At 67.3% G+C, this 11,200-nt stretch carries 15 protein-coding genes and 3 pseudogenes; 10 read left to right on the top strand and 8 right to left on the bottom strand.

Features of this window, described 5'->3' with window-relative positions; translation table 11 throughout:
* Window positions 1-17: 17 nt before the first annotated feature.
* Both RM423_RS12330 and RM423_RS12335 read right to left on the bottom strand, forming a co-directional pair.
* Window positions 18-422: a TadE family type IV pilus minor pilin gene (locus tag RM423_RS12330; protein WP_311423329.1), complete on the bottom strand. Its 405-nt coding sequence runs from the start codon at window positions 420-422 to the stop codon at window positions 18-20.
* A gap of 68 nt (window positions 423-490) precedes the next feature.
* The gene (locus RM423_RS12335) at window positions 491-589 is read right to left on the bottom strand and encodes a DUF4244 domain-containing protein (RefSeq protein WP_311423330.1); all 99 of its coding nucleotides are present in this window, start codon (window positions 587-589) and stop codon (window positions 491-493) included.
* Window positions 590-953: 364 nt separating this feature from the next.
* On the opposite strand from RM423_RS12335, the gene RM423_RS12340 reads away from it, so the two are divergent.
* From RM423_RS12340 to RM423_RS12345, 3 genes are read left to right on the top strand one after another with little or no spacing between them, the layout of a single operon-like run.
* On the top strand, window positions 954-1,484 hold the full coding sequence (locus RM423_RS12340) for a hypothetical protein (RefSeq protein WP_311423331.1): 531 nt from the start codon (window positions 954-956) through the stop codon (window positions 1,482-1,484).
* A gap of 35 nt (window positions 1,485-1,519) precedes the next feature.
* Window positions 1,520-1,741 carry an SRPBCC family protein gene (locus RM423_RS25605; RefSeq protein ID WP_396327699.1) on the top strand — a complete coding sequence of 74 codons (222 nt, stop codon included), beginning with the start codon at window positions 1,520-1,522 and terminating at the stop codon, window positions 1,739-1,741.
* Complete coding sequence (locus RM423_RS12345) at window positions 1,738-2,043, top strand: hypothetical protein (RefSeq protein ID WP_311423332.1); 306 nt, start codon at window positions 1,738-1,740, stop codon at window positions 2,041-2,043. The genes RM423_RS25605 and RM423_RS12345 overlap by 4 nt, the downstream gene beginning before the upstream one ends.
* A gap of 738 nt (window positions 2,044-2,781) precedes the next feature.
* Here the strand turns inward: RM423_RS12345 and RM423_RS12350 are convergent.
* Together RM423_RS12350 and RM423_RS12355 are read right to left on the bottom strand one after the other, a co-directional pair.
* Window positions 2,782-3,171: a transposase family protein gene (locus tag RM423_RS12350; RefSeq protein ID WP_311423333.1), complete on the bottom strand. Its 390-nt coding sequence runs from the start codon at window positions 3,169-3,171 to the stop codon at window positions 2,782-2,784.
* 119 nt (window positions 3,172-3,290) lie between these two features.
* Window positions 3,291-3,611, bottom strand: a pseudogene (locus RM423_RS12355) (class I SAM-dependent methyltransferase); the annotation flags it as partial.
* A gap of 300 nt (window positions 3,612-3,911) precedes the next feature.
* Between RM423_RS12355 and RM423_RS12360 the strand changes: the two are divergent.
* The 4 genes from RM423_RS12360 (at window position 3,912) to RM423_RS12375 (ending at window position 5,854) form a co-directional block, all read left to right on the top strand.
* Entirely contained in the window at window positions 3,912-4,403 is a 492-nt protein-coding gene (locus RM423_RS12360) for a GNAT family N-acetyltransferase (RefSeq protein WP_311423345.1), read from the top strand.
* Window positions 4,404-4,567: 164 nt separating this feature from the next.
* Window positions 4,568-4,861, top strand: a complete 294-nt coding sequence (locus tag RM423_RS12365) for an isochorismatase family protein (protein WP_311423346.1) — start codon at window positions 4,568-4,570, stop codon at window positions 4,859-4,861.
* 286 nt (window positions 4,862-5,147) lie between these two features.
* The gene (locus RM423_RS12370; protein ID WP_311423335.1) at window positions 5,148-5,414 is read left to right on the top strand and encodes a hypothetical protein; all 267 of its coding nucleotides are present in this window, start codon (window positions 5,148-5,150) and stop codon (window positions 5,412-5,414) included.
* On the top strand, window positions 5,411-5,854 hold the full coding sequence (locus tag RM423_RS12375) for a type II toxin-antitoxin system VapC family toxin (protein ID WP_311423336.1): 444 nt from the start codon (window positions 5,411-5,413) through the stop codon (window positions 5,852-5,854). Before RM423_RS12370 ends, RM423_RS12375 begins: the two co-directional genes overlap by 4 nt.
* 393 nt (window positions 5,855-6,247) lie before the next feature.
* On the opposite strand, the gene RM423_RS12380 is transcribed toward RM423_RS12375, so the two are convergent.
* Window positions 6,248-6,946, bottom strand: coding sequence for a phosphotransferase (locus RM423_RS12380; protein WP_311423337.1), 699 nt, complete (start codon window positions 6,944-6,946; stop codon window positions 6,248-6,250).
* On the opposite strand from RM423_RS12380, the pseudogene RM423_RS12385 reads away from it, so the two are divergent.
* Window positions 6,893-7,300, top strand: a pseudogene (locus RM423_RS12385) (IS30 family transposase); the annotation flags it as partial. The gene RM423_RS12380 and the pseudogene RM423_RS12385 sit on opposite strands and share 54 nt — an antisense overlap.
* Before the next feature lie 372 nt (window positions 7,301-7,672).
* Here RM423_RS12385 and RM423_RS12390 read toward each other — a convergent pair.
* Entirely contained in the window at window positions 7,673-7,846 is a 174-nt protein-coding gene (locus RM423_RS12390; RefSeq protein WP_311423338.1) for a hypothetical protein, read from the bottom strand.
* Between the two features lie 271 nt (window positions 7,847-8,117).
* Between RM423_RS12390 and RM423_RS12395 the strand changes: the two genes are divergently transcribed.
* On the top strand, window positions 8,118-8,393 hold the full coding sequence (locus RM423_RS12395; RefSeq protein WP_311423339.1) for a hypothetical protein: 276 nt from the start codon (window positions 8,118-8,120) through the stop codon (window positions 8,391-8,393).
* 50 nt (window positions 8,394-8,443) lie between these two features.
* On the opposite strand, the gene RM423_RS12400 is transcribed toward RM423_RS12395, so the two are convergent.
* Window positions 8,444-8,788 (bottom strand): hypothetical protein, encoded by a 345-nt coding sequence (locus RM423_RS12400; RefSeq protein WP_311423340.1) that lies wholly within the window; start codon window positions 8,786-8,788, stop codon window positions 8,444-8,446.
* 720 nt (window positions 8,789-9,508) lie between these two features.
* On the opposite strand from RM423_RS12400, the gene RM423_RS25610 reads away from it, so the two are divergent.
* Complete coding sequence (locus tag RM423_RS25610) at window positions 9,509-10,342, top strand: MucR family transcriptional regulator (protein WP_396327700.1); 834 nt, start codon at window positions 9,509-9,511, stop codon at window positions 10,340-10,342.
* A gap of 183 nt (window positions 10,343-10,525) precedes the next feature.
* Here RM423_RS25610 and RM423_RS12410 read toward each other — a convergent pair.
* Window positions 10,526-10,699: pseudogene (locus tag RM423_RS12410) on the bottom strand (IS256 family transposase); the annotation flags it as partial.
* Window positions 10,700-11,200: the final 501 nt, after the last annotated feature.

Below are 11,200 nucleotides of genomic sequence, written 5' to 3' on the forward strand. Positions count from 1 at the left end.
CACGACGGCCCCTGACCTCACGGCGGACCTTGAGCGCTCGCGCCGGTCGGCTCCGTCGCCGCCACCGCCGTTTCGGTGATTGTCACGGGTGGCAGCCAGCTCACCGGCCGCAGGCGCAACCGCACCGTCACAGTGGTGTCCCCCGACGCAGATTTAGACGCCGACCCCGACCCGGTATTCAGCACGCTCGCCCCGTGCCCGGCCACCGCCCGCACCAGCCGTGGCGCTGCATCCGGGTCGCCACGCGCAATGGTCCTGGCGGCCTCCCGAGCGGCGTCGGCGCAGCGCACCCGTGCCTGTCCAACCCCGACGGCTGCCACCGCGACGAACGCCAGCAGCACCAGCACCGGCAGCGCGGTCGCCAGCTCAGCCGTCACCATCCCGCTCTCGCCCCGCACCCTGCGAGCCACCAGCCGCGCCACACCCCGCCACCTCGTCACAAATACACGTCTCGTCACAGAGACACACGTCGTCACAGAGACAGACGTCGTCACAGAGACACATTGAGCGCCGACGTCACGATGTGCGAGAGGGCTTCCTGCACCGCCGCGCTGCGAACCACCTTGAACAGCACCGCCGCGAATGCCACAACCGGTTAATCTACAAAGATGCGCAGACGTCAAACTGAGGCTGGTGACTTCGCCGGCACCCCTGTCTCCCGCAGCAGCTACCCGCCATGACATAGCCTCCCCGCCGCGGCCCACATTTAGACGCATCCGGCCGATGGATCAGCGCGCTGACCTTCTTCGACGGGCGTAATACGGGACCTTGCGCCGGTCATTCTTCGTTTCCCACGGTATGGGGACTGGCGAGGAGTCCGGCCGGCGCCCTGCGGTGGATAGGTTGACGGGGTGGGCGTGTCGGCTGGAGTCACTGAAGACGGCGAGCGCCCGGCGAACTTTCGCCGTTCCCGAGGATCAGCGCGCGGCGAGGCCCGGCGACGAGACCTCCTGGTGCGGGTTACCGATGACGTGGCGGTCAATGGGCTGGCGAACTTCTCACTGCGTCGCGCGGCGCGTGCCGCTGGAACGACGCACAAGGTGCTGTTGTACTACTTCTCCGACGCCGATGACCTGTTGGCCCAGGCAGTCGCGGAGCTGCGGGGGCGCCGCATCCGGGGCGGTCTCGCCGTCGCCTCGGACGGAACTCGTGGATCGCTGGTGGAACGGGTCCGCGCGCTGTGGCCGGTGCTCATCGGCGATGAGGATGCCCCGCTGGAGCAGGCGATGGGGCTAGCGATGTACGACCCGCCCCGGTATGCCCGGCTCGCGACCGACGCGTCGGATGCGTATCTGGATGCGCTGCGCGAGATTTGTCCTGCCGAGTGGAGCGAGCAGCGCAAACAGGAGGTCGCCAATCTGGTGCTTGCGGCGCTGCGCGGCCTGCTTCTCGCCCGCCGCACAAGCGGCAAGGAGCAGGACGCCGCCGCGGGCCTGGCCGCTCTGGAGAGAGCTCTGGCCCGGGAGGTCGCGGCCGGCCGCTGAGCGCCGCGCGAGACGTGACGGCTCGCCTCGACAGGATGCGAACCGCATGGTTCACTTCCGTCGAGTCGAGGAGGTCCAATCCCGTGACACGACAGCTAGAACCGCAACCGCTGACCGCGTCTATCGACGTGGCGGCGTCGCCTTCCGCGGTGTGGAGAGTGGTGTCCGACGTGCGCCGCACCGGAGAGTGGTCTCCGGAGTGCTCGCGGGTCCTCCCCTGGGGCGGCTCCGGGTCGGTGCGCTACTCATCGGGGTGAATCGCCGCAAGCACGTCCGCTGGGTCACCCTCTCCCGCGTGATCACCTGTTCGCCGGGCCAGGAGATCGGCTGGGTCTTGCTCACCAATCGGTCCGAATGGCGATACCAGTTGCAGCCGAGCGCGACCGGCACGTCGATCACCCACATCCGGCGCACTCCGCGAGGCGAAAGCCGTTTCGCGCTGCTGTTCACGCAGGCGCTGCTCGGCGGCCAAGCGTGCCACGATGCTGAACTCGAGCAGGGGATGAACCAAGGGCTGGGGCGGATCAAAGCCATCGTGGAGGCGCTGCCCTCCCGGTAGACGGCGCTCGTCCCTGCAAGCGGGTCACCGGTAGCAGCCCACCGAGAATCGCCAGCAGTGCAGAGCAGTTGGGAGACTGCCCGGGCGAGCACACTGCCAACGACGCTGGCGCTGTCCACCTCCGAGGTCCAGCTCCGGCGGCCCACGCGAGGATCTGCCGGCCGTCGTCGGCCTGGTCGCCGCCGATCCCCCGGGGCGGCGTCCGAGGGCTTGCCTTGAGTGGGCCAGACCTGGAGCCCTATCGGCGCGCCTTCCACGCGATCGACCCCGACCCGGCCCAGCTGCTCCTCGTTGCCACCCACGGGGACGAGGTCGTGGCCACCCTTGAGCTGTCTTTCATCCCCGGCTTGTCGCGCCGCGGCGCGGCGCGAGCCCAGACTGAAGCCGCTCCAGACCCATCGGGGCAACCGCAGCCAGGGCGTGGGCGGGCGTCATGTCCGAGTGGGCTATCGGCGAGGCCCGCCGACGGGATGCGCGCTCGTACGGCTCACCCCGGACGAGACCCGCGCCGACGCACACAACTTCTCCGAACGCCTCGGTTTCGTCTCTTCACATCAGGGCCTGAAGTTGCAGCTCTGAAGCTCGTGCCGGGCCCGTTGGCCGATCGTCTGCCGGGAAGAGGGCGCAGCAAAAGCGATCGGGGGTGCACCAGGATGTGGTGGTTACTGGCGAGGCCCTGATGGAGGTTCGTGCCTTGTCTCCTGGCGAGCAGGCCAGCCCGTCGCTGTAAGAGGTCGCCTACTGGCCGGCGACCTGAGCCACCGTGTGACCGTCCTGCCCGACCCGGCGGCACGCAGCCCGCTCGGTCAGGCACGCCTGCGGGCGGATCTGCTCGCTGCGCTCGGTCCAGGTCCGAACCTCGCACGCCGCCTCGACGCACCGCCAGACCCGCTTGACCCAGACCTTGACCCAGACCAGGGTGACCGCCCGTCCGGCCGCCGGCAGGTCGCGGACTCGGATCGGGCGCTGGTCGTACAACCGGGCGAGCACCCCGCAACCCGGGCAGCCGACCACCCTCTCAGTCGTCTCGACCGCCTGCTCCACCTCACCACCGAACTCTGCCACCGCCAACAGAACGAAGCCCGCCAACCCCAACATCGCCGTCGCTGCGCTACCGTTTCCATCCACCTGGAGCCTCCTTAATTCGTGTCCTAGACACCACGAACGCTGAGGCCCCAGGCCCGCGATCAGGCCCAAGCAGCCGACCGTGTCGGCAACCGATCACCACGCTTCATTGAGAAGAGCCGCAAATCCAGGTCTGTCATTGAGCCCACATCGAACCGCAGGCCGGGGTGAGCGCGTCGAGCAACATCGACCATCCGAGGGGAAAGGTCGATGCCGAAGGCGTCGACTCCAAGTCCCTGCAGCTTCGCGGTGATGTCTCCGGGTCCGCACCCAACATCGGCGACCGGGCCGCCACCAACGGCTCGCACCCTGTCTGCGAACAACTCCAGGGCCAAGAGCAGGTACGGCTGCTCGAGCAACGCGTCGCGCACAAAATCGGCGTAGCTGACCGCGACCGTGCGATAGGAGGTTCGAGTGTCGGCCAACCAGCCCTCGAAGTTCATGATCGCACCGTAGTGCGAGACACCGACATTCCCGGCGTCTCGCGAAGCGGCGCGTTGTCGAAGCGAACGGAGGGCCGTGGCGGCCCGACAAGCTGCTGGCAGCGGCACGCGGTCATACTCAGTACGCGCCGGGTTCCGTTAGCCGTCCCCATATGAGACGGATTTGGGGGCCGCGAGAAGCGCGCCTGAGGCCGGGCCGCCGCGGTCGGCGAATCCCGGCTTGAGGCATGGCGCGGATCGGGGCAGATAGGGTCGTAAATCCGTTGAGTTCAGATGCTTCATGCTGGTTGAGTGCTCGACATGGATTCCCGCACTGCACGGTTGGGCTTGCACGCGATCGATGAGCTGGAGGCACGGCGCATCCACGATCGTGCACCCCAACCAGGCGACGCTTGGGCGGCCGACTACCCATTCGAAGGGGACCTGCCTGCCACCGGCAGTTTTCTGCGCGCTACCGAGCAGAACGGCGAGCAGCGTCCGTTCGGCTACTACCAGATCAGGCGGCAGTCCGACCGTCTCGCCATTGGTGGCGTTGGCTTCGAGGGACCCCCTGATGGCGGAGTCGTTGAGATCGGCTACGGCCTGGTGCCCTCCGCGCGAGGACACGGCTACGCGACCGAAGCACTGGGAACCGTCGTGCAGATTGCCGCCGGTCTCGGCGTGACGACGATCCGCGCTGACACCGATCTTGACAATGTTGCGTCACAACGGACCCTCGAACACGCGGGCTTCCACCAGGTCGAAGCCGACTCCAAGCTGTGTCACTACGAGGTTAAGGTGCAGACGTCGTAACGGCAGCACCCTCCCTCTGCGGTGCCGTGGAGGTGGAGGTCTTCGGCTCGTTCCTGCGGTCGGTAGCGTAGGTCGGGTGGTGGAGGCGCTGCTGATCATCGACATGCAGTTGGCGCTGGTGCCCGCGCTCTGGCAGGGCGACGAAGTGGCCGGATCGGATCGCGCTGCTCGCTGAGCGAGCCCGGGACCGAGGTGCTCCCGTGGTCGCTATCCAACGGACAGGACCAGCAAGGACACCCTTTGACCCTGCCGACCCCGGCTGGCAGTTGAGCCCACGTCTTCGTCTGCACGACGACGACCTGCCACTACGCAAGAGCGCCACCGACAGCTTCTTCCAGACCGACCTCGCTGAGCTGTTGGCCGAGCGTGACGTCGACACGGTGGTGATCCCCGGCGCGGCTACCGACTACTGCGTCGACGCCACCGCCCGGTCAGCACTCAGTCACGGTTCAACGTAGTCCTGATAGGAGACGCTCACGCTCCGGTCAGCGAAGGCGATACCGGCCTCAAGCCCGAACAGATCATCGCCCACCACAATCGGATTCTGAGCCAGGCCAGCCACCCCGGCGGCACCCTCCGCGTCGTGACAGCCGACACCGCGTTCACCAACACCTGACCGCTGCCTGTCGTGAAGGGTCCTGCCCGGCGCGTTCGCAACAGCCGATCGGCGACCGGGCGGTGTGGCCGGGGATGGCGGCCCGGTCATTGATAGCAGATGGCGCCATGACTGCTATCATTGGGCGCATGAAGCAGCTCATTACTCGGGTTGAGGAGTCGCTGGCAGAGGCGGTCAAGGAACATGCCGCGTTGACCGGCGAGTCCGTCAACGCGTACGTCACCCGGCTGCTGGGCGCGGCTGTCGGGGGGCGGCAGGCGTGGAAGAGCGAGGCGATTACGGCCGGACGACTGACATCGCGCGCGTCCCGGCCATCCCCGCATCTCCGTGCAACCGTCTCGACGGGTCCCGGCTACGCCTCGGGCCTCGTGTCGTCCGAACGTGACGAGCGGTGATCATCTACATCGACACCAGCGCGCTTGGCTGCGTCTACCTGGGTGACCAGTCCGACAGCACGGAGCTGACCCGCGTCGTCTACGAAGGCGACCGCCCGGTGATCACGAGTGAGCTCACGGACGTCGAGATCGCGAGCAAACTCGCGCGGGCAAGCCGAGACGGCGTGATCGATTCGGTCACCGCCAGTGGGCTGCTGGATCGGTACGCAGCCGACACCTCCGACACCGGGCCCCTGGGCGTCGTCGCCTTGGATAGCGACACCATCGCTCTCGCGCAGCGGTACGTCCTCAGCACACCCCTGCGCACACTGGATGCGATTCACCTGGCTGCCTGCGCGCGATTCGGCGAGTCCACCCCCGACGAGGTGCGACTCCTGTCCCGTGACAACCGGCAAAACGAGGCGGCATACGCGCTCGGCATCGCCCTGGCCGAGGATTGACCAATCTGCCACGGAGACCCGCTCGGCTGGCAATCGGGAGCCCGGCGGACGGTCCGCGCCGCACGATCGGGCCTAAAGCAGCTCAACGGCCGTGCGGCCCCGTAGGCCAGCGTCCCAGTTGTGGATCCTCTTGCGGCGCGCCGGTGTTGTCGGACAGCTCGGGCCGGCGGGAAGGACTGGTACGGTCGGGCGCGCCGGCCCGAGGAGCCCGATGAGTCTTGCTTTCTGTTGACGTCGCTGGTCATCGGGGCCACGCTCGGCACCGGAGCGCTCTACACGATCTCGGCCGGGCTGTCGCACGGTATCAGGGCCAGCGTCATCGCCGCGGCCGGCTGCACGCTGGGGATCGTGCCGCACCTGACCGCTGCGATCACCGGTACCGCTGCCAATCCGTCAGCGGGACGCCAGGAACTGGTCGCGGTCGGCGGCGAGTTCGGTCAGGGCGGTGGTGAGGTCGTCGACTACACCGGCATCGACGAGGCGGGCGAACAGCGGGTCGGTGCTAGCCAGGGCGCGCACGTCGTCGATGTGTGCGGTGATCCGTGCGCTGATCGCGTCGAGCAGCTGGCCGGTCAGGCCGGTCCAACCGTAGGCGTCGAGCAGCAGGCGCAGTCGCCTCGGCCGGGCGGCGAGGTCGGTGAAACCCTCGGCGGCGACGATGCGACGGCCGTGCAGGGGCACCCAGGAGAACGCGACGAACGCGAGGTCCCAGATCGGGGGGCACGGGGCAGCGAAGTCCCAGTCGATGAACCCGACCAGCGTGCCCTCGCTGCCCGGGCGGGCGTGCCAGATCGCGTTGTACGGCGCGGCGTCGTTGTGGCCGATGATGTACCCGGGTCGCCACGTCCGCAGCGAGGACCGCCAGACCGCCCCGGCCGGTGGAACGAAGTCGCGGACCGTGTTGTGGTAGCGGCGCAGCCAGCGACCGACCTGCGCCAGGGCGGCGTCGGAGTGCACCCACGCCGGCCACGGCCGTGCTGTGCCGACGGTGATACCGGCGACGAAGCTGAGTACCTCTCGGTCGGCAAGCAGAACCAGACCGCGATCGGCACCCTCGTCGAGCGGCAGAGCGGTTACGCGATGCTGCTGCACCTACCGGATGGTTACAAGCCCGAACAGGTCCGCGACGCCCTCGCGGCGAAGATCAAGGCCCTGCCCGAGTCGCTGCGGCTGTCGCTGACTTGGGACCAAGGACCGGAGATGCGCGACTGGAAACAGGTCTCCGTCGACGCCGACATCGACATCGACTTCTGCGACCCACACTCACCCTGGCAGCGCGGCACCAACGAGAACTTTAACGGCCTACTGCGCCAGTACTTTCCGAAGGGCACCGACCTGAGCGTGCACAGCAGCGACGATCTCGACTGGGTCGCCATCCAGGTTGGTCGACAGCAGGCACGGCTTGGGTCGTTGCGCATTGAGCCACGCTCAAGCATCAGCCCGTGATGCCCGGTACTTCAACCGTCCGCCGTGCCGCTCCATCTCACGGCTGACCGTGGACGGTGCTCGGCGCAGCCGGGTGATGATCATCCGCATCGACTGAGCCCTAGATGTACCGGCCTGGTCCCAGCCGTACTGCCCCGGGGTCCCGGGGCAGTAGGCGCCAGCGCCCAGCAACGGCCGCCCCTGGGCCACACAGAACCGGCGGTCTCAGCGCTCACGGCCGCGGACAGCCTTCGGTCAGCATCACCCAACCACGGCCAGCTCATCCGCTGCCATCCTCGACCCGCCGCCGACCTCGCACCTCTACCCCTGGCGGCGCCAGCCCCCGCCGGCTACCGGGTGTCAGGACCCTGCCCGGGCACCTGCAAGAGCGAGTCAGCGGTCCGTGCGGCGGCTTCGTGAGGTGTTGGTGACCAGTACCGAACCGTCGTCGAGGATGGTGAGGCGTCCGGCGTCGCCGTCGGCGGCTTTCAGCGCTTGCCGCCATGCCCCCGGCGCTGCTCGTCGCACCGTCACGTGAGCCGGCTCCCGCTGGGTCATGCCCGTCATTGTTCCACCATCCGCTGCCGCGCGGACCGCCGCGGCGGCCCGTCGATGCGGATGCGCAACGTCATTGACGCCGCCCCAACCGCCGCCACATCCAAGGAAGTGGAATAGTCGGCAGCATGGACGGACTGATCCTGCGGCGGCGGTGCACCGCGGCTAAGGGCCAGCCAACGCTCGATGCCTGGTCGACAGCGGGCGGTGCCATACTCCATGGGCGAGACGCCAACGATGGTGGACTCACCAGTGTGATCGAGCGTGGAAGGGGATGGGTGTCGTGGCGGTTACCGCGGATTTGGCGCAGTTGCTGGACAAGGAGTGGGAGGACAGATCTCTTGCAGAGATCCTGAAGGCGCCGGTCAGCGCGTTGCAGGGTGTCAGCGAGGGTGACGCGGACCTACTGCGGCAGGCGTTCAACATCAAGACCGTCGGCGATCTCGGGAAGAACAAGTACTTCCAAGCCGCTCAAGCACTGACTCTGCTCGGCGAGCCGGCGCCAAGTAGGACAGCTTTGCTGTCGGCGGCTGCAGCACTGAACCAGCTGCAGCACTGAACCAGCAGTGAAACGAGAAGGAAGGTTGTGCCGTGAACTTCGATCCGTCTTCAATCATGAACCTGGTTGGCCAGCTCGGCGGTAACCACCAGCAGGCCGCCCAGCAGTTGCAGGGCGTGGACCAGGTGGACCCCCAGCAGCACGCCGGCATGCTGCAACAATTCGGTGTAGACCCTCAGCAGCTGCAGAACGGCGGCTACCAGCAGCACTTCGACGCCCAGCAGCAGCCAGGTTTCCAGGGCTACCAGCCCGGCGGAAACTACACCGACCAAAACCCTAGTTTCGACACTGCCGGTCAGCAGGGCTACGACCAGCAGCAGGGCGGTCAGGACCAGGGCTACGACCAGCAGCAGGGCGGTCAGGACCAGGGCTACGACCAGCAGCAGGGTGGTCAAGACCAGGGGTACTGATAGACGGCCCGCGCGGCGGAGCGGGCTCGCGGGAACGTCGGCGACGGCCATCGACGATGGCAACCGGACAAGCTGGCCGTAGCCCGGGCGATGCTGACCGAAGGCAGTCCGAGGCCGTGATCGCTAAGACCGCCGGTTCTGTGTGACCCAGGGGCATCCGCCGGCGGCCGCCCCTGCCGCGGGTGACGTCCGCGGGAGTGGTGTATGAGGCGGTCTCCGCGTGATCTTGGTTTGGGCTCCATACAGTGATGGCGGGGACGTCACCTCCTGCTCGGTGTCGGCCAGTGTGGTGATGAGCGTGAGCCGGCTTTTGGGCAGGATGTCGTAGCGCGCATCTCGGTCCCTTCGTCGTGTTGTCGGCGCACAGCGCCACTGACACTGAACCGTGACGACGGATCTGAGGAGGCCTACTACTGGCCGGGCCATGGTCGAGTGTGTAGGAACTCGCTGATTTATCGGCTGGTACGGCCGGGCGTTAGGGTACGCCGTCGTCGCTCTGGTGCAGAACAGCGTGTGCTCGCCGACACCGCGGCCTGATACGCCCTTTATCCCAGGATCGGCTTCCAGCCGACGGCGGCGCGGCACAAGAATTCTGACCTCGAACACATCTGTGGACATGGTGCCGTGAGCATCCCAAGAGTGCCGCAGGCCGCCGATAGCATCTGCTGCATGTCCGTGGAGTCGGCCAAACAACGACCGCGCTCTATGACCGGCGCCCCCCGGGTGTCATATCCACTGTCCGTGGGCGACCCGGATGGGTACGGCAGCTTTGCCGAACTGGACGATGACGGGCACACCGTCGGTTGCCACGAGTGCGGGCGGCGGTCCCGGAACCTGGGTCTGCACGTCCGGGTGCACGCCATGACCGCGGCCGAGTACCGGCAGGCGCACGGCCTGTCGACCGGGCAGGCCCTCATCCCGGCCGATCTGGCCCGTGAGCTGGCAGAGCACAGCCGCAACAGCTCGACCAGCTTGGCCGCGCTCGCGGCTAACCGTGATCCGGACCGGGCCCGGGCGGCGAACACCACCGAGGGCCGGTCCCGGCCGCAGCGCCGGGCGGTTCGGCGGCGCACCGCCGCGACGGCGCGGCTGGGTCGGCAGCTCACCGTTGCCGAAACCACTCAGCTGACCAGGGCCAGCTGGCACCGCGCGATCATCGCCCGCGTGGCCCAAGAAGTACCCGGACTACCCATCCGGTACGCCGGCGGCTTAGTCGCACCCGCCGGCCAACGCCGGGTTCTTGATTGCCCAGGACAGCAACGACCCCATATCGTCCGCCACCAACCCGGCACGGATGATGCGCGAGGGGCGCCGACTGCATCAACGGCCAAGCCGGCACTAATTCCCGACGCCGCAGCTGATGCCCGCGTGGGCAGCATCAGACACCCTCAGCGCGGTGGCGGACGGTTGGAAGGTGACGCAGGGTGCGGTCATCACCGATGCCGCCGCGGGCGTTCAACCGAGCCGAGCGGCCCTCCTACCGGCGCATTCCGACTGGCGCTGACACCGGGCACAGCGCCGCGCCCGCCGGTCAGATGATCGTCTCTTCGGCAGCCGGCTCGGCCGAAAACCGCAACCCGGGCCAGGTCCGTCCGTACAAGTCGCCCCCGACCGGAAAGAAGCCTGCCAGCGACATCCCGGCGCAACGAAAACGCGAGGATGGCCCGAGGCCAGGATCGGGGGCGGCGTCTATCGCGCTAACTGTGTTTCCGGCGGTTTTCATCAGTAGGTTTCGGCGGCCGGGAATCGGTCGGCGAAGGTGATCGCGAACGCGTTGAGCCCTGGCTTCCATCGCATGGTCCATCGTGCCCGGCCGGTGCCGGTCGGGTCCAGTGATCTGGTCACCAAGTAGAGACATTTCAAGGCGGCGAACTCGTTCGGGAAGTTGCCGCGAGCCTCTGAAATCGCGAGCGCCCGCTGCGGCACTTGAGTGCGCTCACCGAGACACGAGGGCAGCTATCGCCACGATTAAGATCCCCACAGTCGGAAGCGCTACGGACACGCGCCGGAGGTTCTTCTGGCTATCGCGCCAAGGCCGTAGAGCTAGGAGGCCTACGAGGAAGACCCCGGCTGCCACGATTGCTACCCCAATTGCCCTCGATGCCAGAGTCAAACCGCCAGGATCGATCAAGGCGTACGACGCTGCTATGGAGGACCCAAAAAACGTCATGGCCCATAGGCGAGGGTCGACTATCCGACCGGACAGTCTTGACCTCATACGCTGCATTCCCCGTCACTCTCTTAGTAAGTACTTTGGGCCGTAGGGCGCTAACGGCACCTCTCTGTGTCAAGCGGCTGGCGACAGAGAGGAAACCAACTTGTTGAATCTGGACGGGGTTCGTGACCTGCAGCCATGATCTTCAAGGCTGTGGTCGGGGTCGCTCGGGAAACACCTGT

This window comes from Jatrophihabitans lederbergiae, from assembly GCF_031845305.1.
Classification (GTDB): Bacteria; Actinomycetota; Actinomycetes; order Mycobacteriales; family Jatrophihabitantaceae; genus Jatrophihabitans_A; species Jatrophihabitans_A lederbergiae.